The sequence below is a fragment of the Paraburkholderia sp. BR13444 genome (assembly GCF_040948755.1).
Taxonomy (GTDB): Bacteria; Pseudomonadota; Gammaproteobacteria; order Burkholderiales; family Burkholderiaceae; genus Paraburkholderia; species Paraburkholderia youngii.
Genome location: NZ_JBFPKM010000009.1, coordinates 329,839 through 350,520, shown reverse-complemented (window position 1 = coordinate 350,520; position 20,682 = coordinate 329,839). Strand labels below are relative to the sequence as shown.

At 62.0% G+C, this 20,682-nt stretch carries 19 protein-coding genes and 1 pseudogene; 9 read left to right on the top strand and 11 right to left on the bottom strand.

Going from position 1 to position 20,682, the window contains the following annotated elements; genetic code table 11:
- Window positions 1-62 precede the first annotated feature (62 nt).
- Window positions 63-848 (bottom strand): SDR family oxidoreductase, encoded by a 786-nt coding sequence (locus AB3X95_RS25640; protein WP_368622877.1) that lies wholly within the window; start codon window positions 846-848, stop codon window positions 63-65.
- Between the two features lie 319 nt (window positions 849-1,167).
- On the opposite strand from AB3X95_RS25640, the gene AB3X95_RS25635 reads away from it, so the two are divergent.
- The 3 genes from AB3X95_RS25635 (at window position 1,168) to AB3X95_RS25625 (ending at window position 4,311) form a co-directional block, all read left to right on the top strand.
- Window positions 1,168-2,400, top strand: coding sequence for an ABC transporter substrate-binding protein (locus tag AB3X95_RS25635; protein WP_018435768.1), 1,233 nt, complete (start codon window positions 1,168-1,170; stop codon window positions 2,398-2,400).
- A gap of 172 nt (window positions 2,401-2,572) precedes the next feature.
- Entirely contained in the window at window positions 2,573-3,463 is an 891-nt protein-coding gene (locus AB3X95_RS25630; RefSeq protein WP_176121060.1) for a carbohydrate ABC transporter permease, read from the top strand.
- The gene (locus tag AB3X95_RS25625) at window positions 3,460-4,311 is read left to right on the top strand and encodes a carbohydrate ABC transporter permease (RefSeq protein WP_176106836.1); all 852 of its coding nucleotides are present in this window, start codon (window positions 3,460-3,462) and stop codon (window positions 4,309-4,311) included. Before AB3X95_RS25630 ends, AB3X95_RS25625 begins: the two co-directional genes overlap by 4 nt.
- A 47-nt stretch (window positions 4,312-4,358) precedes the next feature.
- Here AB3X95_RS25625 and AB3X95_RS25620 read toward each other — a convergent pair whose 3' ends face one another.
- Window positions 4,359-4,652: a DUF1330 domain-containing protein gene (locus AB3X95_RS25620; RefSeq protein ID WP_176106837.1), complete on the bottom strand. Its 294-nt coding sequence runs from the start codon at window positions 4,650-4,652 to the stop codon at window positions 4,359-4,361.
- Window positions 4,653-4,767: 115 nt separating this feature from the next.
- Between AB3X95_RS25620 and AB3X95_RS25615 the strand changes: the two are divergent.
- A pseudogene (locus AB3X95_RS25615) lies at window positions 4,768-4,875 on the top strand (LysR family transcriptional regulator); the annotation flags it as partial.
- A gap of 126 nt (window positions 4,876-5,001) precedes the next feature.
- A complete protein-coding gene (locus AB3X95_RS25610) occupies window positions 5,002-6,153 on the top strand; it encodes a peptidyl-alpha-hydroxyglycine alpha-amidating lyase family protein (protein WP_176121059.1) in 1,152 nt (383 codons plus the stop codon).
- A gap of 65 nt (window positions 6,154-6,218) precedes the next feature.
- Here AB3X95_RS25610 and AB3X95_RS25605 read toward each other — a convergent pair whose 3' ends face one another.
- The 9 genes from AB3X95_RS25605 to AB3X95_RS25565 form a co-directional block, all read right to left on the bottom strand.
- The gene (locus AB3X95_RS25605; RefSeq protein ID WP_176106839.1) at window positions 6,219-6,659 is read right to left on the bottom strand and encodes a hypothetical protein; all 441 of its coding nucleotides are present in this window, start codon (window positions 6,657-6,659) and stop codon (window positions 6,219-6,221) included.
- Window positions 6,660-6,859: 200 nt separating this feature from the next.
- The gene (locus AB3X95_RS25600; protein WP_368622876.1) at window positions 6,860-8,566 is read right to left on the bottom strand and encodes a fibronectin type III domain-containing protein; all 1,707 of its coding nucleotides are present in this window, start codon (window positions 8,564-8,566) and stop codon (window positions 6,860-6,862) included.
- 233 nt (window positions 8,567-8,799) lie between these two features.
- Entirely contained in the window at window positions 8,800-9,024 is a 225-nt protein-coding gene (locus AB3X95_RS25595) for a hypothetical protein (protein WP_176121057.1), read from the bottom strand.
- A 115-nt stretch (window positions 9,025-9,139) separates the two neighbouring features.
- A complete protein-coding gene (locus AB3X95_RS25590; protein ID WP_176366307.1) occupies window positions 9,140-9,562 on the bottom strand; it encodes a hypothetical protein in 423 nt (140 codons plus the stop codon).
- A gap of 29 nt (window positions 9,563-9,591) precedes the next feature.
- Window positions 9,592-11,541 (bottom strand): putative bifunctional diguanylate cyclase/phosphodiesterase, encoded by a 1,950-nt coding sequence (locus AB3X95_RS25585; protein WP_368622875.1) that lies wholly within the window; start codon window positions 11,539-11,541, stop codon window positions 9,592-9,594.
- A 330-nt stretch (window positions 11,542-11,871) separates the two neighbouring features.
- Window positions 11,872-12,813, bottom strand: a complete 942-nt coding sequence (locus AB3X95_RS25580) for an ABC transporter substrate-binding protein (RefSeq protein ID WP_176121054.1) — start codon at window positions 12,811-12,813, stop codon at window positions 11,872-11,874.
- A 119-nt stretch (window positions 12,814-12,932) separates the two neighbouring features.
- Window positions 12,933-13,961: an ABC transporter permease gene (locus tag AB3X95_RS25575; protein WP_013092574.1), complete on the bottom strand. Its 1,029-nt coding sequence runs from the start codon at window positions 13,959-13,961 to the stop codon at window positions 12,933-12,935.
- 13 nt (window positions 13,962-13,974) lie between these two features.
- A complete protein-coding gene (locus AB3X95_RS25570) occupies window positions 13,975-15,492 on the bottom strand; it encodes a sugar ABC transporter ATP-binding protein (protein WP_176121053.1) in 1,518 nt (505 codons plus the stop codon).
- Window positions 15,493-15,582: 90 nt separating this feature from the next.
- Window positions 15,583-16,344 (bottom strand): GntR family transcriptional regulator, encoded by a 762-nt coding sequence (locus tag AB3X95_RS25565; protein WP_176121052.1) that lies wholly within the window; start codon window positions 16,342-16,344, stop codon window positions 15,583-15,585.
- Between the two features lie 193 nt (window positions 16,345-16,537).
- Here AB3X95_RS25565 and AB3X95_RS25560 point away from each other — a divergent pair, with 193 nt between their 5' ends.
- The 4 genes from AB3X95_RS25560 (at window position 16,538) to AB3X95_RS25545 (ending at window position 20,627) form a co-directional block, all read left to right on the top strand.
- Window positions 16,538-17,833, top strand: a complete 1,296-nt coding sequence (locus AB3X95_RS25560) for an L-fuconate dehydratase (RefSeq protein ID WP_176121051.1) — start codon at window positions 16,538-16,540, stop codon at window positions 17,831-17,833.
- Between the two features lie 80 nt (window positions 17,834-17,913).
- Window positions 17,914-18,825: a transcriptional regulator GcvA gene (gene gcvA / locus AB3X95_RS25555; RefSeq protein WP_176366311.1), complete on the top strand. Its 912-nt coding sequence runs from the start codon at window positions 17,914-17,916 to the stop codon at window positions 18,823-18,825.
- Window positions 18,826-18,929: 104 nt separating this feature from the next.
- Window positions 18,930-19,403, top strand: coding sequence for a RidA family protein (locus AB3X95_RS25550; protein ID WP_368622874.1), 474 nt, complete (start codon window positions 18,930-18,932; stop codon window positions 19,401-19,403).
- 27 nt (window positions 19,404-19,430) lie between these two features.
- Complete coding sequence (locus AB3X95_RS25545) at window positions 19,431-20,627, top strand: aminotransferase class V-fold PLP-dependent enzyme (RefSeq protein ID WP_368622873.1); 1,197 nt, start codon at window positions 19,431-19,433, stop codon at window positions 20,625-20,627.
- Window positions 20,628-20,682 lie beyond the last annotated feature (55 nt).

Genomic DNA, 20,682 nt, shown 5'->3' with positions numbered 1-20,682 from the left:
TGTCCTCATCGTCTTGCTGCGTGTTGTATTGCGGGTGTCGTAATGCGCGCGCCGTGCGCGGTTCAGAACGACTCGAGCGTCAGTTCCTGAGCCATTAGCCGGTTGCCCGCCATCAAGCCGCCGTCGACCGGCAACGCGACACCGGTGATCACGCGCGCTTGCGGCGACGCGAGAAACAGCACCGCGTCGGCGATGTCGTCGGGCGTCGCGAAGTCGCGCAACGGGTACCACTTCTTCAGCTCCTCGAACACCTGCGGATTCTTGTCGACGCGGGCCTGCCACGCCTGCGTCTTCACAGTGCCCGGGCATACGATGTTCGCGCGAATGCCATAGCGGCCCAGCTCGATCGCAAGCGCCTTCGTATAGCTGATCAGGCCGGCCTTCGCGGCGCTATATGCTGGATGACCGAGCGCGGCGAGACCGTTCACCGAGCCGATCAGCACGAGCGCGCCGCGCTGCCGTTCGATCATCGACGCGCGCACCGCCTCGACCGTGTGATACGTGCCGTTCAGATTCAGATGGATGTCGCGCTGCCAGCTCGCGGCGTCGGTACTCGCGAGCGACGCACCGAGCGCCGCGCCCGCGTTCGCGACCAGCACGTCGACCGGTCCGCGCCGCGCGACCGCCGCGGCCACCGCTTGCTGCACCGCGGCGGCGTCGCCGAGATCGACCGCGACCGGCACGATTTTGTCTGCGCCCTGGTGTGCGCCAAGTCGCGCGCTCAGCGCTTGCAGCGCGGCCGCGTCGATGTCGAGCGCGAGCACGGTGTCGCCCGCCGCCACGAAGCGCTCGCATAACACGCTGCCGATACCGCCGCATGCGCCCGTTACCAATACGACACGATCCATGTATTCCTCGCTCGTTCGCCCGGCCGATTCGGCCGTCTTGCCGTCGCCTTCCGCCACCCAGCCCGCGCCGCGCGCCTCGCTGTAAATTTCCTACAAAAAGTGTTTGCAAGGACTGCCCGGTCATCCCGAAGAGTGGGTTTCCGTAACATCGCGCAGTGCAGAATATCCCATACTTTCCAGCATCTTATGCACAAAATCACCGAGGAAAAAATATCGCAGACCCTACGTGACAAGCTATTTTGCGTCATGTAGGATTTTTTCAAACAATTTACCCAAGGCGGCCGGCGACGGCAGCAAACCACCCACAGGAGAGAGAAAAATGTCGTTGCATGCCCGTGCTTCCCTCGCGCTAGGCAAAGTCGCCGTGGCGCTCGCGTTTGCAGGTATCGCCGTGTCGGCCCACGCCGAAACGGTCCGCGTGACGGTCGCGCACTACAGCGACGCGACTGCGCCGTACTTCGAGAAAATGGCCCGCAACTTCGAGAAGGCCAACCCCGGCACGACCATCAAGATCGAAGACGTGAACTGGGATACGCTGCAACAGAAGCTGCAAACGGACATCTCCGGAGGCGCCAACGCGGACCTCGCGATCGTCGGCACGCGGTGGCTGCTCGACTTCGTGAAGGACGACGTCGCCGAGCCGCTCGACGGCTATATGGACGCGAACTTCAAGGCCCGCTTCATCGGTCCGTTCCTCGCGCCCGGCCAGATCAACGGCAAGACCTACGGGCTGCCGATCGCTGCTTCCGCACGCGCGCTGTACTACAACAAGGACATGCTCGCGAAGGTCGGCTACCCCGACGGCCCGAAGACCTGGAACGACGTGATCGATGCATCGAAGAAGCTGAAGGCGCAAGGCATCGCCGGCTTCGGCCTGCAAGGCAAGGAAATCGAAACCGACGTCTACTATTACTACGCGCTGTGGACGATGGGCGGCGACGTGGTCGGCAAGGACGGCAAGGCCGCGTTCAATTCGCCGGCGGGCGTGAAGGCCGCGACGATGTACAAGCAGATGATCGACCAGGGTCTCACGCAACCGGGCGTCACCGGCTATAGCCGCGAAGACGTGCAGAACCTGTTCAAGCAGGGCCGCGTCGCGATGGTGATCTCCGCGCCGTTCCTCGCGAAGCAGATCAAGAAGGAAGCGCCGAACCTGAAGTACGGCATCGATCCGGTGCCGATGGGCACGACGCATGCCACCTACGCGGTCACCGACTCGATCGTGATGTTCAAGAACTCGAAGGCGAAGAAGACCGCGTGGAAGTTCCTCGACTATCTGTTCACGAAGGAACCGCGCGTCGAGTTCACGACGACCGAAGGCTTCCTGCCGACCACGAAGGCCGAAGCGGCGGACCCGGCGTTCAACGATCCGGACATCAAGGCGTTCATCGCGTTGCTGCCCACGGCTCACTTCGCGCCGACCGTGACCGGCTGGGAAGACACCGCAAAGGCTGTGACCGACTCGATGCAAGCGATATATCTGAACAAGGCGCAACCGGCTGACGCGTTGAATGCGGCGGCTGCGCAGGCGAACAAGTCGCTCGGTCATTGACACGCGGTTTCCGGCAGTAACGAGACGAACAGGGGACGCGCGGCGCCGTAGTTAAAGCGCCGCGCGTTGCGCACACCCCCCAATATTCGAGCCTATGCAGCACGACGCACCCACCGGCCCATTCCGTCGCGCCCGCCGCCAGAAAGCGGGCGCGTCTTACGATCGAGCACGCATGAGCCGCTCCGTTTCTCCGCGCGCGCACGCGCCCTGGTTGCTGATTGCGCCGAGCCTCGTGCTCGCGCTGTTCATCATCAGCTATCCGATTTTCAACATCGTGTGGCAATCGCTGCATGAGGTGTCGCGCTTCGGCGCGATTCGCGACTTCACCGGCGCGCAGAATTTCATCAACGTATTCCAGGACCCGGTGTTTGTCGCTTCGGTACGCCGCACGATCATCTGGACCGTGTGTGTGGTGGGTGGCACGGTGCTGATCTCGGTACCTGTCGCACTGATTCTGAATCAGGACTTCCACGGCCGCGGTGTCGCGCGCACGATCGTGATGCTGCCGTGGTCCGTCTCGCTGACGATGACCGCCGTCGTCTGGCGCTGGGCCTTCAACGACGACTACGGCATGGTCAACGTGACGCTGCAGCGGCTCGGCCTGATCAGCGGCCCGATTCACTGGCTCGCGACGCCCGAGTTCGCGTTCCCCGTCGAAATCGCGGTCGGCATTCTGGTGTCGATTCCGTTCACGGTGACGATTTTTCTTGGCGGCCTGTCGTCGGTGCCGAGCGATATCTACGAAGCTGCGCGGATCGACGGGGCGAGCGCGTGGCAGCAGTTCCGTCAATTGACGATGCCGCTGCTGCGCCCGTTCATCAACATGGCGATCCTGCTGAACGTGATCTACGTGTTCAACTCGTTTCCGATCATCTGGGTGATGACGCAAGGCGGCCCCGACAACAGCACGCACATCCTCGTCACCTATCTGTACGAACTCGGCTTCCGGCTCGGACGCCCCGGCGAAGCGGCCGCCGTTTCGCTGATCATGCTCGTGATGCTGTTCGCGTTCTCGATCGCTTATCTGCGTCTGCAACGCACGAAAGAAGGAGTGCCGTCATGAGTCTGAGCGCGAAGACCAAACGCTCGCTGTGGTGCTGGATCGCGCTGACGCCGCTCGTGATCGTCATATTGTTTCCGTTCGCGGTGATGTTCTTCACTTCGGTAAAGCCCGCGTCGGAGATCTTCGTCTATCCGGCGCGCTGGCTGCCGGTGCAGTGGCAGTGGCGCAATTTCGTCGACATGTGGGACGCGGCCAACTTCGGCGTCGCGCTGCGCAACAGCGCGATCATCAGTTGCCTGTCCACCGCGCTCGCACTCGCGGTGAGCCTGCCCGCCGCTTACGCGCTCGCGCGCTTTCCGTTTCGCGGACGCGGTCTGTACAGGCAGTTCCTGCTCGTCACGCAAATGCTGTCGCCGATCCTGCTGGTGGTCGGCCTGTTCCGGCTGGCGGCGATGATTCCGTGGGGCGACGGCAACCTGGTCGATTCGAGGATCGGCGTGATCGTGTCGTACGCGGCGTTCAATATCGCGTTCGCGGTGTGGATGCTGTCGTCGTACTTTCAGACCGTGCCGCAGGATCTCGAGGAATCCGCGTGGCTCGAAGGCTGCAGCCGTACGCGCGCGGTGTTCAAGGTGTTTCTGCCGCTCGCGGTGCCGGCGATCGTCGTAACCGCGATCTTCACGTTCATCAATGCGTGGAACGAGTTCGCGGTGGTCTATACGTTGATCCGTTCGCCGGAAAACAAGACGCTGACCGTGCAGGTGACCGATATGGTGGCGGGCAAGTACGTGGTCGAATGGCATCTGGTGATGGCCGCGACCTTGGGCGCGACGCTGCCGGTTTCGATCGTGTTTGCGTGGTTGCAGCGTTATATGGTGAAGGGGCTCGCGCTCGGCGCGGTGAAGTAAGCGGCTGCGCGGCGAGCGCCGCGCAGTGTAGACATGCGGCTCGCGCGTTAGTCGGCGCCGCGCACGATGCGCAGATCGCGCTCCACGCCATCGCCCAATGCGGCCAGCGCCTTCTTGTACTCGTCGCTTTCGTAAGCGGCGACCGCCGCCTCGTAGGTCGGGAATTCGATCACGACCGTGCGCTCCTTGAGGCCCTGCTCGCGCGCCTCGTCCGCCACACCTCGCACGATGAACTTGCCGCCTGCCGCCGCCACCGCGGCCGGGGCGAGTTGCGCGTACGCGGCCAGTTTCTGCGGATCGTTCGTCTTGCGGTACGACGTCACCCAATAACCTTTGCTCATTCGAATCTCCTTGTGTGATGGACCAACGCGGGATGAAAGCGGACCATGGCGGTCGCTGTCTTGCATGGTAGCAAAGCGGGCTGGCGCGCGATGCCCTGCCGTCACCGGACAGAGAATGGAACTGAATTTGTTGCGTGCTTTCGTGACCGCGGCCGAACAGCGCCAATTCGGTCACGCTGCGGACCATCTGTGCATGAGCCAGCCCGCGCTGAGCAAGCAGATCGGGAGCATGTGCCGCGCATAACGGGAAATGTCTCTTCCAGCATCGCAAAACGACTTAGCTATTAAGCGTTTTGTGCACTAGGCTTGCCTTTGCACACTTCAAGCGATGGATCAAAGGAGACAACGAATGAGCGAGCGATACGAGTCGTTTTGTGCGTGCTGCGGCAGTCCCGACCATCGGGCGATGAGCCGCCGGACTTTCATGAGCCTGCTTGCGGGCAGTGCCGCCGGACTCGCGATGCCGTCCGCGTTCGCCGCGGACGCACCCGACGTGCGCACGATTGCTTATGACTCGATTGCCAACCCCGTACGTTTGCCGAACGACACGTATTTCGGCGAATGCTCGGGCGTCGCCCTCAATTCGCGTGGCCATATCTTCGTGCTGTCGCGCGGCAACACCACCGGCCCCGCGTATGGCGCGGCCGCCGCGCAACTGCTCGAGTTCGCGCCCGATGGACGCTTCGTGCGTGAGATCGGCCACAACCTGTATGCGTGGTCGTTCGCGCACACGGTGAAGGTGGACCGGCATGACAACGTCTGGGTCACCGACAAGGGCTCGGACATGGTGATCAAATTCACGCCGGAAGGACGCGTCGCGATGGTGTTCGGCCGCAAGCAGGAAGCATCGGACGAAGAGACCGCGCCGCTCAAGCATCCGAATCCGCCGCTGCCGTCCGAACCCGGACGCTTTCGCCAGGTGACCGACGTCGCGTGGGACAAGGCGGGCAACACCTATATCAGCGACGGATACATCAACTCGCGCGTCGCGAAGGTCGATCGCGACGGCAACTGGCTGAAGTCATGGGGTGATCGCGGCACGGGACCGGGGCAGTTCCACACGCCGCATAGCATCGCAGTCGATGCGCACGACCACGTGTACGTGGCCGATCGGAGCAACCGGCGCATCCAGGTGTTCGATACCGAGGGCACGTTCCTGCGGCAGTTCACGATCGACGTACCGGTGCCGCCGGACGCGCGTCCCGCGATCGGCAACATGCCGAGCGAAGCGGAACTCGCCGCGGGCACGTTCGCGCCGGGCTCGCCCTGGGCGATCTGCATTTCGCCGGGACCGAATCAGGTGCTCTATAGCGCCGACGCGTTTCCGGGCCGTATCTACAAGATGACGCTCGATGGCAAAGTGCTCGGCGTACTCGGCAAAGCCGGCAAACAGCCGAAACAGTTCGGCTGGATTCACGAGATGGCGTGTCCTTCGGAAAACGTCTTATTCGTTGCCGAGTTGCTGAACTGGCGCATTCAGAAACTGGTCTTGCATGCGTGACGGACGAGGGCCGCCGCGTTCGCCTGTGATGCGCACGCGGACCAGCCCGTCTATGTCAAGCCATCTCAGTCGTAATGACGATGCTTGTGATGGCGCTTGCCCGAATGGTAGTCGCGCGAGTAGTCGTCGGCGTACGAGTTCGAGCGCGAGATGTTGCCGCCGAGCGCCGAACCCGCGCCGCCGCCCAGCGCCGCGCCGACGAGGCCGCCAGTGCGGCCGCCCATTGCGTTGCCGGCCGCGGTGCCCGCGCCGCCACCGAGCGCGCCGCCGATGATCGCACCGGTACGTTCGCGACGATTCGACGTGACCGCGCCGCCCGCACCACCGCCCACCGCGCCACCGATCACCGCGCCGGTGCTGCCACCCACCGCGCCGCCGACTGCCGCGCCGGCCACGCCACCGAGCGCGCCGCCGAGCATGTTGTTCATATCACCGGCGAGGGCCGGCAACGACGCCGCGGCGCTCAATGCAGCCACGGCAACCATCTGGATGATCTTCTTGGACATATCGGGTCTTTGTTTTAGTGAGACGGCGCCGAGTATAGCGGGGCTTGCGAAAGGCCTTTGTAACTGCGACAGTCCATCCCGGTAAGACGTGTAACAAAATGAATGGGGTATTGTTTTTTGCGGCGACCGCGAAAAACAAGGGCCGCTCGTGGTGAGCGGCCCCTCGCGCGAATGCCGGTTAGCGGTCTGAATCTACTCTTCTAGCCGCGCCGCTTCTTCTTCAATTCGATCGTCTCGAACAGCGCATATTCCGGTGTCGGCGTCTGATCCGCGCCAGGCGCATGGTAGTAGTTCATCGTGATCGTCGTGTCGCCGCCGGGCTGTCCCGGATCGTAGTCGAACACCGCGATGCCGTAGCCGGTGCCGGTGTCGCGTTGCGCGGACCAGATCGCGTCTTCGACCGCGTCGGCGCTCGAGCGCACGAACGCGCCCGCGGTCGTCGCCGGCACCGGGCGATTCGGCTTCGTGAAGATGCGCGCCTGCGGCAGGCCCGTGCCGGCATCGACGCCATACACGTCGAGCGGCGCGCTCGTGCCGCCGCCGCCGAGAATCAGGTGGATCGTGCCGTGACTCGTATCGAACGTCGATGCACCCGCCGATACCGCCGACATGATCGGCTTGGGCTGCAACGTATCGACCGGGCGCCCCGTCGCGATGTCGGTGCCCCGGTTGTGATTGCAACCGCGCACCGGATAGCTGCGCTCGTAGTCGTGATCGTGACCGCACAGCACGAGGTCCACGCCATAGCGATCGAACAGCGGCAGCCACGCTTCGCGAATGCCCTTGTCGGAACCGTTGCCGGTCTTCGACGAACTGAGCGCGTCCTGATGCATCTGCACGATGATCCAATCCACGTCGTTATCGTGCGACGCATGCTGCAGCACTTTCTCTAGCCAGCGCGTCTGCTCGCCATTGCTATAGCCGCGCACGTACAGCGAGGTGCCCGCTGGAATCGGCGGATTGCCGGTACTCGCGACCGGCGTCAACGGCGCGGGCCCGGCGACGAACGCGGCGGCATCCTGATAGACGACGTCGTCCGCATCGAGCGAAACGAACAGCACCGAGCCGACGCGGAAGCTGTACCAGCGGCCCGGAAAACGCGTGTGATTGTCCGGCAGCATGTAGCGCGACAGATACGATGCAAGCCCTTGCTCGCCGTTGTTGAATTCGAGCTCGTGATTGCCCGGACACGGCATCCACGGCCGGTTCGACGCCGAGGTCTGCGCGTTGTTGCCGAAGTCGCGCCACACCTCGGGTTGCTGCATCGGGTTCAGATTCGCATAGCAGAGGTCGCCGTTCAGCAGATGGAACAGCGGCTGGAAGCTCTCGACGGCCGCCACCGCGAAGCGGCTTTGGGGCGACGACAGCACCCAGTTCGTATTCGGCGTCGCGAGATCGCCGTAGCTCGTGAAGCGAAACGGCGCGCGGCCGCGCGGCGCGGTGCGAAAACTCGCGGCGAAGGGTTGCGATGCGTTGCTGTCGTTATCGGCCGTCACTTCGTACTGATAGGTCGTGTCGGCCTTCAGCTCGCGCACGCGCGCGTGATAGTTGAACACGACCTCGCCGTTGAGGCCGTCGGTGTAAGTGCTTTGCACCGCGTGCACCGTATGTTTCGCGTGGTCGCCGTGACGGGTGCCGCTGATGCGCACCTGCGGATTGACCGCCGGCGCGAGCGACGACCACGACACGGTAACTTCGCTCGTTGGGTCGCTGCCCCAGGTCAGATGGATCTGCTCGGGCGTGCCATCGGGCGTGCCGCTATTGGCGCCGCGCGCGGTCGATGCGAGCGCGCCCGCCGCCGTCGCGAGACTCGATACGCCGGCGAACTTCAGAAAGCCGCGACGCGAGACGATCGATGCGCCGTGCTCATCGGCAGGCGTTGTCTTGACGATTTTTCTGTTCGACATGTCCGGTATGGTTGTTCGGGTGGAAGAACGCCAGCGCAAAACAACACCCCGCGGGGCGAGCGCGGAAGGAAAGTGACCGACGATCGTAGCCGGACGGCGATGACAGCCCGATGAAAACATCGGGAGAACAGCGGAAGGTGGGAATTGAGATCGAAACGCTCACAAAAACGAATTGCCGGTGCAGCGCGCAATTCGATCACGCGCATGCATCCGGCAATCCGCCTGAGCGCCGCTCAGGTTTGCGAACTCGTATCGTCCGCGGCTTGAGCGTTGTCGGCGTCGTCCTGCTTCTCTTCTTCTTTCTTTTCCACCAGCTCTTCGAGCTTGCCGGCGCCTTCGAATCCAGCGATAGCGGCGATGCCCTTGGTCAGCAGACCCGCTTGCGGATCGACTTTCTCCGCGGCTTCAACGGCGGCGACCGCGCCGGCGATCTTGCCCACTTCGTCCAGAAGTCCCATGTCGCACTCCCACAAAAATAAGTGAAATGGCATCGTCTCACGAACTTCGTCGCGTGTCGTCAAATGTTAAGCCGCTTGACCGTGAAGCTTTCAGAGTGAAATTTAATTGCCCGCCTCACATGCGCGCGGGCGGCTGTGGATTGTTTGCGGGATTCGTGTCGAACCTCGACACACGAACGATGCCGTTCGCGTCGATCAGCTTCGACAAGCCGACTTCGAGCGCATCGGCGACATCCTTGCCATACACCTCGTCGCCATTCACGTAGAGCGTGAACGACTGAAGGTATTTCGCTTTCTTCTCCGGGTTCTCGATGGTCTGCCGCGTCCATTGATAAAGCGGGTAGTTCTCGGCGCCCATTCTTTCCGCTTCGCTCACGTAGTCGGCGAATGCATCGAACTGGCATTTGAGCGTTGCGTGATGCGTTTGCAAAACGGTACGAAGTGCTGGATGCGCGGCGCACGAAGGGTCCGCGCGCAGCGAGTTGGCGAGTTCCGCCGATGCGGTGATCCGCAATTGGAATTGCAAGGGAGACGACATCACGACCTCGATCGCGTCGGTAACGGTTATCAAAAGTCCGCGGGCGCCGCCTTGTCGGCGACACGCGCGTCGAGCGCGGCTTCGCACTGCTCGATTTCTTCGCTGCTCATCGGCTTGCCCAGCAGATAACCCTGCGCATGCGTGCAACCGCATACACGCACGAAATTGAGCTGCTCCTGGGTTTCAATGCCCTCTGCCGTGGTCGGCATGCCGATCTCGCGCGCAAGTGCGACGATGCCGCGCACCACGGCCGCGGATTCGCGCCCATGCACGGCCTCGCGCACGAACGAGCTGTCGATCTTCAGCTTGTCGAACGAGAAGCGCACCAGCGTCGACATCGTCGAAAAGCCGGTGCCGAAGTCGTCGAGCGCCAGCCCGATGCCCAAGGCGCGCAACCGGGTGATATTGCGGCGGGTCACTTCATCGTCGTTCAGCAGTGCCGTTTCCGTGACCTCGAGATTGAGCCGCGTCGGCGGCAGCCTGGTTTTCCGAAGTATGGCCGTCACCGTCGATGCGAACGAATCCTCGCGCAACTGCACCGGCGATACGTTGACCGCGACGATCACCTTGTCGCGCCACGTCGACGCCGCCATGCACGATTGCAGCAGCACCCATTCGCCCAACAGGAGAATCAGGCCGGTACGCTCGGCGGTCGGAATGAACGCCGACGGCGACAACTCGCCGCGCGTCGGATGAGCCCAGCGAATCAGCGCCTCGCGACCCGCTACCGCGCCGGTGTGAAGATCGATGATCGGCTGATACTCCATGCGCAAACCATCGAACGACTTCAGCGCGCCTTCGAGGTCGCTGCGCAGCAGGCTCAGGCTTTCGTCGGATACGTGCTTTTCGGCATCGAAAATCGCAAACGCGCTTTTGCCGCTGCGCTTGACGCCATACAGCGCGCGGTCGGCGCAGATCAGCAATTGCGGACCGGTATTCGCATGTTCGGGGTACAGCGCGATGCCGACGCTCGCGCCGATATGCACGAGCGCTTCGCTCAGCACGAACGGCCGCGCCAGCGTTCTGACGATGCGATCGGCCAGCACTCGCACGTCGCGAAGCTGCCCGGCGCCGTCCGAAATCGCCACGAACTCGTCGCCCGCGAGGCGGCCAACCTGGTCGCCGCTTGGCAGCACGTCGCGCAAACGCGTCGCCGCTTCCTGCAGAATCTGGTCGCCGGCCGCATGGCCGAGACTGTCGTTGATCGCCTTGAAGCCATCGAGGTCGATCAGCAGCACCGCGAACGCCCCGCCCTGCCCGGTCGAAGTCTCGCCGGTGCGCTCGAGCAGCAGCTCGCTGATGCGCGCGCGATTCGGCAAACCGGTCAAGCTGTCCTGGCGCGCGAGGCGATGACTGTTTTCGCGCGCGAGCAGCAACGCGACGGTGTCGCGATTGCTGCGCAGCGCAACCGTGAAAAAGCCGGCCGCGCAAAACGGTGCCTGAAATAGCAACACAAGCTTGCCATTGCCCGGCGACATCGCCGCGCCGATACTCAGAAAGCTCAGAATAAAAACGATCTGCAATAACGCAAGCCGCGGCGTGCTCGCATTACGTCCGGCCAACCCGCCGATTACACCGACCGCGCAAACGTTTCCAAGCAGAAAAAGCGTGGGACTTCCGCTGATATTGCACAGAAATGTGCCGAAGCCGAATAGCGCGCTCCACAACAGACTCGCGAAAAGAAACGCGGAAGTCGGTGTGGGCAGCCCTTTCGCGGCGCGCGTGCGGCATAGCCAGATCAACAGGAGCCGCACGATCAGCAATGCGACGACCGCAATGCCCCACGCGGCATACAGCGGAATCGGATAAAGATAATACGCAGTCGCGCAAACGCTGATTTCGCAAATCGATGCGAATATGATAGAAGCGGTTCGCGTAAACAGGTTGGCGAGCAGAATCTGCCGGTTGTCCGGACTCAGGTTCTGAGCCGAAGACACGAGCCACTTGAAAAATGGAGACCTTGGTTCGGTAAAAGCCATGACCTGCGCATTCGACGGTTAGTGGGTCCGAATCGGCATGCGAATGGACGGCTCGTGCAACGATTACATAAACATAAAATATCAGATTAATGCGGGCAATGGCGTGAAATGACTATTAGCCACGCTTTTATGGCAATGGACCGTCGCTAATCCGCAGCCGCTCGACCGGTGCGAGCGTTTCGGATCGCACGTTGTTGCGGCGCAGCGCCCCGCTCGGTGTGGCGTCATTCCGATGTTGCGCAAAGGCAATAAAAAAGAGGAAGAGCGTGGCTCTTCCTCCTTGACGATTTCCGCGTTCCCGGTTTCCCGAGTCGCGATCGCCGCCCTTGCTTAGTCGTACAGCACGGCTACGATCTTCGGATCGTTGATGTTGGTCTTGTCGTACCAGTAGAAACCGGTGTCGATCTTCTTCGGCAGCTTCTCGCCATGCAGAGCCTTGACCGCCGAGTCGACCGTGCATTTGCCGATACCGACCGGGTTCTGCGTAATCGCGCCGGCCATCAAGCCCGACATGATGTTGTCCTTCTGCTCCTTGCCGGAGTCGAAGCCGATCAGCACGAGTTTCTTGCCCGACTCCTTGATGCCAATCGCTGCGCCATCCGCGGAACCTTCGTTCGCGCCGAAGATGCCCTTCAGGTTCGGATTCGCCTGGATCATGGCCTTGGCGATTTCCGCCGACTTCAGGTGGTCGCCGGCGCCGTATTGCACGGACACGATCTTGATGTTCGGATGCTTCGACTTGATCTGATTGACGAAACCGTCGCGACGATCGACACCGGTGCGGCTGGTCTGGTCGTGCACGATGACGCCGACTTCGCCGGAATTGCCGATGAACTCGGCCATCTTGTCGGCGGCGAGCGCGGCGGCGGCGAGGTTGTCCGTTGCGCAGGTCGTCAACGGAATATCGCTGTCGACGCCAGAGTCGAATGCGATCACCGGAATCTTGTCGTTCTGCGCGCGCTTGAGCAAGGGGATAGCCGCCTTGCTGTCGAGTGCCGCAATACCGATCGCCTGCGGTTTCTTCGCGAGCGCGGCCGACAGCATATCGATCTGCTTGTCGACCATCGCTTCGGTTTCCGGTCCCTCGAACGTGATCCTGACGTTGTTCGCTTTCGCGGACTGCTCGGCACCCGATTTGACGGCTTGCCAGAACTGATGCTGGAAGCCTTTCGAAATAAGCGGAATATACTGCTCATCCGCATACGCGAGACTGCTTCCGCCAACGAGCGCACCGACACCGACCACGATACCGATTAGTCTTCTCTTCAACATGGGGCCTCCTCCAATGGTTGGGCTATCAAGCCGCTATCGAGCTTTCGAGGGAGCCTTCACGTGCCCTCTCTCTGCTGCTCCTGCGTTCCCTGCTTATTTGCTGCTTCCTTGCTCCTACATCAACTTCCCCGGCTGCGCCGCAGAATGTCCGCATACACCGCCAGAATGATGATCAAACCCGTCACGACGATCTGCCACTCCTGCGCGACCGACATGATGCGCAGCCCGTTGGTCAGCACGCTCATGATGAAAGCGCCGATGATGGTGCCGAGTATCGTGCCCGACCCGCCGCTCAACGACGTGCCGCCGATCACGACCGCCGCGATCGCATCGAGCTCGTAGCCCTGACCGAGCGCCGGCTGCGCGGAATTGAGCCGCGACGCGATCAACAGACCCGCGATGCCGCAGATCGCGCCGCCCACGCCGTAAATCGCGATCTTCCAGCGATCGACATTGACGCCCGAGAGCCGTACCGCTTCTTCATTGCTGCCGAGTGCGAATGTGTAGCGGCCGAGCGCAGTGCGATTGAGCGTAATGGAACTGACGATCGCGAGAAAGAACAAAATAAGTACCGCATTCGGAATCGGCACGCTCGGCAGGAAATAGCCGATCAGCGAGTCCTGGGAAATACGGTAGAAGTTCTCGGTATCGGTGAAATAGATCGGCTTGTCGGCCGATACGACGAGCGAAAGCCCTTTGAGCAGCATCATCATGCCGAGCGTCGCGATGAATGGCGGAATCTTCATTTTCGCGGTCAAGGTGCCCGATATCGTGCCGCATACCGCGCCAGTCGCCAGTGCCGCGAGTACGCCCATCCACATCGGCAGATGCCAGTAGGTGAGAAATACACCGCAAATCACGGCGGTGAACGTCATCAACGTACCAACCGACAGATCGATACCCCCAGTGATGATCACGAACGTTGCCGCGATCGCCAGCACGCCGTTCACAGCGGTCGCCTGCAAAATGCCGAGGATGTTGTCCATCTGCATGAAGGCCGGTGACGCGAAGCTGAAGAACACCAGCAGCAGAATGAGGCTCGCGAACGCGAGCATCTTTTGCACGGCGGTCGGCGCAAAAATTCGCGCTTTCAGCCCGGAAGTGCGCCGTTCGTTGTCCAGCGCCGCGGTATCCGTTTGCATTGTCATGTCATAGACCTCTTCAGGCTTGTGCCGTTTTCAGGGATTCGCGCTGCGTCGCGAGATGCATGATGCGCTCCTGCGTCGCTTCGCTGGCGGACAGCTCGCCGGTAATGCGGCCTTCGCACATCACGACGATGCGGTCGCTCATGCGCAGAACTTCGGGCAGCTCGGAGGAGATCATCACGATCGCCTTGCCTTGCGCCGCCAGCGAACGCAGCAGCTTGTAGATTTCGCTTTTCGCGCCGACGTCGATACCGCGCGTCGGTTCGTCGAAGAACAGGACATCGCAATCGCGCTCGAGCCATTTCGCAATCACGATCTTTTGCTGATTGCCGCCCGACAGGAGCCGAACCTGCTGCGTCGCCGAAGGCGTGCGAATCGCAAGCAGCTTGATGAAGTGCTGCGCTCTTTTACGAATCTGCCCGCTGCGCAGGAACATATTGAGCGACAGGAACTTGCCGAGATCGGACATTACGATGTTCGATTCGACATCCATTCCGGTGGCCAGACCGAAGCGCTTGCGATCTTCCGACAGATAGCCGATGCCGCGCTTGACCGCATCACTGGGCCTTTTGATCGACGCCTTCACGCCCTTCACAAATATCTCGCCCGATTCGACCGGATCGGCGCCGAACACCGCACGCGCGAGCTCCGTGCGGCCCGCGCCCATCAAGCCGGCGAAGCCGAGTATTTCGCCCTTGCGCAATTCGAAACTGACGTCGCGCACGAGCGGACCCGCGACGAGATTTTTCACTTCGAGCGCGAGTTCGCCTTTCGCCGGCGCGCTCTCCACCGGCGCGATGTCGCTGAGCGTGCGCCCGACCATCATGCCGATGATCGTCTGGACGCTGGTGCCCTCGGTCGGAACGGTGGCCACATACTCGCCGTCGCGCATCACCGTGACGCGATCGGTGATCTGCTTCAACTCGTCCATCTTGTGCGAGATATAGACGACGCCGACGCCGCGCTCTTTCAATTGACGGATGATCCGGAACAACTCGGCAATCTCGGCATCGTTGAGCGCGGAGGTGGGCTCGTCCATGATTAGCACGCGCGAATCGAAAGACAGGGCTTTCGCGATCTCGACCATCTGCTGACTCGCGACGGTCAACGTGCCGACTATCGTGCGCGGATCGAGCTTCACGTGCATGCGGGCCAGGATCTCGCGTGCCTGCGCATTCAGCTTGTCTTCGTCGAGGAACAGACCCAGACCCTTGCGCGGCTCTCGGCCGATAAAGATGTTCTGCGCGATGCTCAGATGATTCATCAGTTGCAGTTCCTGATGAATGATGCCGATGCCGACGGCTTGCGCGTCGCGCGGGCTTTGAAAGTCGACGGGTTTGCCGTCGAACAGAATTTCGCCGGAATCGCGCGTATAGACGCCGGCAAGAATCTTCATCAGCGTCGACTTGCCGGCGCCGTTCTCGCCCATCAGCGCGTGGACCTCGCCGGCCATGAGTTCGAAGCGGACGTCATGAAGTGCTCTAACGCCCGGAAAGCTCTTGCAAAGCTTGTTGACGGAAATGAGTGGGTTCATGTGCTGATCTGTCGACGGCTGCCTATCTCACCAACGCTTTTACGGTGGAGCTTTTTACGACTCGACAACGGCTTTCATTGCAGCTTTCATTCAAGGCGCGAACAGGTCGGGCCGCTCTTTCGCGGACCGGTGCAATTCGGCGACGACCTGGTCGAGATGATCGTGCATCGCTTTCGCGGCCGCATCGCCGTCGCCGGCGCAAAGAGCCCTGAAGATGCTCTCGTGCTCTTCCAGCGTATGCAGGAGCCGTTCCGGACTTGCGAGCAATTGCCGCGCGCGGTCCAGCGCATTGCGCGACACCGCGACGATTTCCTTCACGCGCGGCAGGTTGACCGCGTCGAGCAGGATTTCATGGAAAGCCAGATCGAGCGCATGAAACGCCAGACGTTCGCCACTTCCAGCCAGAGTGCGCTGCTGGTCGAGATTGCTGGCCAATGCGTCGAGCGTGGCCTGGTCGTGCATTCGCGCCACGCCGCGCACCGTCTCGACCTCCAGTGCGCTGCGGATGAATAGATGCTGGCGGATGTCGTCGAGCGCGATCGGTTTGACGCGCGTGCCGCGCTGCGGCAATACCTCGACGAGACCCGCATGCGCAAGCCTTGCCAACGCGGACGACACCGGAAAGCGCGACACCCCCATCCGTTCGCACACGGCCATCTTGTCGATCATCATGCCGGGTTCCAACGCCAACGTAACGATCGCTTCTCGCAACGCCGCCTCGACCGCGTCGGTCAAACTGCCGCGCTCGCCACCGCCAACTTTTTGCAGTGCGACATAAGGATTGCCAGCGGCATTCTCCAGTTCGGCTGACGAGTTCACGGAGGCCTTGATTTCGAGAGAACATGCTAGCATGCTAGAAAGGGAATGCCGTGTTGTCAACGCGTACAAATGCCTGGGGAATACCTAGGGATGCCTGGTATCTGGGAACCAAGGGCTTACCCGTACACGCGGCAGGAACGCGCACATGGAGAACGTGCGCATGTAGCCGATCCCGTCTGCGTCCGCAGACGACAAGCCGATAGCCATAGCCCCGGAGGGTGCGCAGATGACGACGATCACAAGGCTGTCCGTTCGGGACATCCGGTTTCCCACCTCACGTTCACTGGACGGCTCCGACGCGATGAATGCCGCGCCGGACTACTCCGCCACCTACGTCACGCTCGAAACCGACACGCCGAACCTGATCGGCCACGGTCTCACGTTCACGATTGGCCGCGGCAATGAAATCTGCGTGACTGCCGTGAATGCACTCACGCCATTGATCGTCGGCAAGAAGCTCGAAGATATCGCCGCGAATATGGGTGCTTTCTGGCGCGCATTCACTTCGGATAGCCAACTACGCTGGATCGGTCCGGACAAGGGCGCGATTCATCTTGCCACCGCGGCGGTCGTCAACGCTGTGTGGGACCTGTGGGCGAAATCCGTCGGCAAGCCGGTCTGGAAGCTGCTGGTCGACATGAGTCCGGAAGAACTCGTGCGCTGCCTCGACTTTCGTTACGTGACCGATGCGATCACGCCGCACGAAGCACTCGCGATGCTGCATCGTCATGCGAAGACCAAAGGCGAGCGAGAAAAGGAAATGCTCGCGCACGGCTATCCGGCCTATACGACATCCGCAGGATGGCTCGGTTACGACGACGACAAGATTCGCCGGCTCGCGCGCGAAGGCGTCGCGCAGGGATGGACGCATTTCAAGCAGAAGGTCGGGGGCGACCTGGAAGAAGACGTGCGGCGTGCGCGCATTCTGCGCGAAGAGATCGGCGAGAACCTGAAACTGATGATGGACGCCAACCAGGTGTGGGACGTCGATGAGGCGATCGCGAACATGCGTCGTCTCGCCGAGTTCGACCCGTGGTGGATCGAGGAGCCAACCAGTCCCGACGACATCCTCGGTCATGCGGCGATTCGCCGGCGGCTGGGTTCGATAGGCGTCGCAACCGGCGAGCATTGCCACAATCGCGTGATGTTCAAGCAACTGCTGCAGGCGCAAGCCATCGACTTTTGCCAGATCGACAGTTGTCGGCTCGGTGGACTCAACGAAGTGATCGTCGTACTGCTGATGGCCGCGAAGTTCGGTGTGCCGGTGTGCCCGCATGCGGGTGGCGTCGGCTTGTGCGAGTATGTGCAGCATATTTCGCTGTTCGACTATATCTGCGTGTCGGCGTCGCTCGAAAATCGCGTGCTCGAATATGTCGATCATCTGCACGAGCATTTCGTGGACCCCGTGGTGATCCGCAACGGGCACTACATGCCGCCGCAACGGCCGGGCTATAGCATCGAGATGCTGGAAGGGACATTGGACAAGTACTGGTATCCGGAAGGAGCGGCGTGGCAGGAATGAAGCCGGACGGTAAGGGTTTTATTTGCGTCCCTTCAGGCGTATAACGGCAGACTTCGCTCACGCTGTTATCGCCCGATTCGATGCGCACCGCCCGCCCCTTACCGCCTCTGCTTTCGCTGCGCGCCTTCGAAGCCGCCGCGCGCCACCTGAGTTTCAGCCGCGCGGCGCAAGAACTGTTCGTCACGCAAAGCGCGGTCAGCCACCATATCCAGAAGCTCGAAGCCGATCTGGGTATCGCGCTATTCGAGCGCCAAACGCGAGCGATTGAACTCACCGGGACAGGCCGCGCGTACTATGCGAAAGTCCACGCCGCTTTCGAACTGCTGCGGCTCGGCACCAGCGAAGTGCGAGCATTCTCCACCGAACGCAAAATGCTGAACGTGGGCCTGCTGTCTTCATTCGCGAGTCGCTGGCTCGCATCGCGTCTGCATACGTTCCCGCTCGCGCATCCGGATATCGAACTGCAATTGCGGCCCGACATTGCACTCGCCGATGTGCCGGGCGGCGAAGTCGACGTGGCGATTCGCTATGGACGCGGTGGCTGGCCGGGTGTCGCTTCGCAAAGGCTCATGTCCGAGCGTCTTTCGCCGGTGTGCAGTCCGTCGCTGCTTGCGGGCAGAAAGCGTCCGCGCAAAGCACTGGACCTGCTGCGTTTCCCATTGCTGATTTCTTACTCGACGCATTCGTTCGAATGGGAAGCATGGTCGCGTCATGCCGGCCTCGATCTCGGCGACGCGCAACGCGTGCAATTGCACGACTACAACATCGTCGTCGAAGCGGCGCTGGCCGGACAGGGCATCGCAATGGGCCGCCATCGGCTGATCGCGCATCAGCTCGCGCAAGGCTCGCTGGTACCAGCATTGCCCGACGCGGTGCTCGACGATCCCCGCATCGGCTGGTGGCTCGTCACCCGCAAGGGCAAGCTCGACGCCGCCGCGACCGCATTCCGCTCCTGGATCATGCAAACGGCGCAGCAGGACCGGCTCGGCTGAACGCATTAGTTTGGCTCATGCGTCAGGCACGAAAAATCGTTGGTCGCGTGCAGCGCGAATCAATAGCATCGAAGCTTTCCCGTCACTAAAACGGTACCCTTCCGATGACCTCCTCGATTACCTCCCGCGCCGCCAGCCTCGGCCTGACGCTTGAATCCGCGTCCGCACCCGCTGCCAATTACGTACCATTCGTGCAAGAAGGCAATCTGCTTCACATTTCTGGTCAGATTTCGCGCAACAACGGACAGGCTGCATATCTCGGGCGTCTCGGCGACAATATCAGCGACGCCGAAGGCGCTCAGGCCGCGCGGCTGTCGGCGCTCGGTGTCGTCGCGCAGATCGTCGCGGCGACAGGCGACCGGCTCGAGCGGGTGGCACGCGTCGTGCGCCTGAACGTGTTCATCGCGAGCACGCCGGCGTTCAGTGCGCAGAGCACGGTTGCCAATGGCGCGTCGGACGTGATGGTGCAGATCTTCGGCGACGCCGGCCGTCACGCGCGCAGCGCGGTCGGTGTCGCGTCGCTTCCGGCGGGAGTCGCCGTCGAAGTCGAAGCGGTTGTCGCATTGAAAAACGCCTGAATTCCACTCATACACTCGGAGCCGCCAATGTATTCTCCGCTGTCGCCCGCAGTCATCGATGCATTACGTGCCCGCACACCCGGTGTTCTCAGTACCACGCATTTCAATCATGCGGGCGCGTCGCTGCCGTCGGCCGCCACGCTCGAAGCGATTCACGCGCATCTGTTGCGCGAAGCGTCGATGGGACCAATGGAAGCGGGCGCGGCTGCTAGCGAACAAACCGAGCGGGCCCGCACGCTCGCCGCGCGACTGCTGAACGCCCAGCCTGCCGAGATCGCGCTGACGACCGGCAACTCGCCAGGCTGGGGCGCAGCTTTCGCGGCGTTGGGTCCGTGGCGCGAGGGGCAACGCATCCTCGTTGCGCGGCACGAATGGGGCGGCAATCTCGCGACGATGCGTCTTCTGGCGCAGCGCGCGGGTGCATCGATAGAGACGATTCCTTCCGATGCCAGCGGCAGGGTCGATCCTGGCGCACTCGAAGCGATGCTCGACGACAGGGTCCGACTGATTGCACTCACGTGGCTACCGGCCAATGGCGGACTGATCAATCCGGCTGCAGCGGTTGGGCAGATAGCGCGCCGTCACGGCATTCCGTATTTCATCGATGCGGCGCAGGCCATCGGACAACTGCCGATCGACGTCGTCGAACTCGGCTGCGACGTGCTGGCGGGCGTGGGCCGCAAGGCACTGCGCGGACCGCGCGGCACCGGGCTGTTATTCGTGCGGCGGGATTTTCTGCCCCGCTTGATGCCAGCCTTCGTCGACACCTATTCCGCGCCGCTCGACGCCAATGGCGAGCCGGTACTGCGCGACGATGCCGCGCGTCTCGAATCATCGGAAGCATCGATTGCACTGCATTGCGGATTGGCGAATGCATTGGACGAAGCGCTGGAAATCGGCATCGACAATATCCGCGCGCGGATCGATCGAACCGCTCAGCTATTGCGCGAGCGGTTGGCCGCGATGCCGGGCGTGTCCGTACTCGACCAGGGTGTCGAGCGATCCGGTCTGGTGTCGTTCAACGTCGCCGGACTCGACGCCATGTCGGTGCGACGCGCATTGGCGGCACAGGGCATCACGATCGGCTCGAATGGCGTCGCATATACACCGTTCGATATGACGATCAGAGGGCTGACGCAGATCGCCCGCGCATCGGTCAGCTATCTAACCACTGACGCCGAAGTTGATAAATTGCTGGCTGGAATACGGACGTTGGCGCATTAAGTACTCAAAGCGGGTTTTGCGTCAATCAAATGAATAGAAGCGTCTCTTTCAACTC

Coding starts and splice junctions, on each gene's coding strand:
- AB3X95_RS25575 (WP_013092574.1), bottom strand. CDS start 13,961: ATGACAATGCAAACGGATACCGCGGCGCTGGACAACGAACGGCGCACT.
- AB3X95_RS25635 (WP_018435768.1), top strand. CDS start 1,168: ATGTCGTTGCATGCCCGTGCTTCCCTCGCGCTAGGCAAAGTCGCCGTG.
- AB3X95_RS25610 (WP_176121059.1), top strand. CDS start 5,002: ATGAGCGAGCGATACGAGTCGTTTTGTGCGTGCTGCGGCAGTCCCGAC.
- AB3X95_RS25620 (WP_176106837.1), bottom strand. CDS start 4,652: ATGAGCAAAGGTTATTGGGTGACGTCGTACCGCAAGACGAACGATCCG.
- gcvA (WP_176366311.1), top strand. CDS start 17,914: ATGCGCACCGCCCGCCCCTTACCGCCTCTGCTTTCGCTGCGCGCCTTC.
- AB3X95_RS25595 (WP_176121057.1), bottom strand. CDS start 9,024: ATGGGACTTCTGGACGAAGTGGGCAAGATCGCCGGCGCGGTCGCCGCC.
- AB3X95_RS25545 (WP_368622873.1), top strand. CDS start 19,431: ATGTATTCTCCGCTGTCGCCCGCAGTCATCGATGCATTACGTGCCCGC.
- AB3X95_RS25590 (WP_176366307.1), bottom strand. CDS start 9,562: ATGTCGTCTCCCTTGCAATTCCAATTGCGGATCACCGCATCGGCGGAA.
- AB3X95_RS25600 (WP_368622876.1), bottom strand. CDS start 8,566: ATGTCGAACAGAAAAATCGTCAAGACAACGCCTGCCGATGAGCACGGC.
- AB3X95_RS25580 (WP_176121054.1), bottom strand. CDS start 12,813: ATGTTGAAGAGAAGACTAATCGGTATCGTGGTCGGTGTCGGTGCGCTC.
- AB3X95_RS25565 (WP_176121052.1), bottom strand. CDS start 16,344: ATGCTAGCATGTTCTCTCGAAATCAAGGCCTCCGTGAACTCGTCAGCC.
- AB3X95_RS25585 (WP_368622875.1), bottom strand. CDS start 11,541: ATGGCTTTTACCGAACCAAGGTCTCCATTTTTCAAGTGGCTCGTGTCT.
- AB3X95_RS25570 (WP_176121053.1), bottom strand. CDS start 15,492: ATGAACCCACTCATTTCCGTCAACAAGCTTTGCAAGAGCTTTCCGGGC.
- AB3X95_RS25605 (WP_176106839.1), bottom strand. CDS start 6,659: ATGTCCAAGAAGATCATCCAGATGGTTGCCGTGGCTGCATTGAGCGCC.
- AB3X95_RS25550 (WP_368622874.1), top strand. CDS start 18,930: ATGACCTCCTCGATTACCTCCCGCGCCGCCAGCCTCGGCCTGACGCTT.
- AB3X95_RS25560 (WP_176121051.1), top strand. CDS start 16,538: ATGACGACGATCACAAGGCTGTCCGTTCGGGACATCCGGTTTCCCACC.
- AB3X95_RS25625 (WP_176106836.1), top strand. CDS start 3,460: ATGAGTCTGAGCGCGAAGACCAAACGCTCGCTGTGGTGCTGGATCGCG.
- AB3X95_RS25640 (WP_368622877.1), bottom strand. CDS start 848: ATGGATCGTGTCGTATTGGTAACGGGCGCATGCGGCGGTATCGGCAGC.
- AB3X95_RS25630 (WP_176121060.1), top strand. CDS start 2,573: ATGAGCCGCTCCGTTTCTCCGCGCGCGCACGCGCCCTGGTTGCTGATT.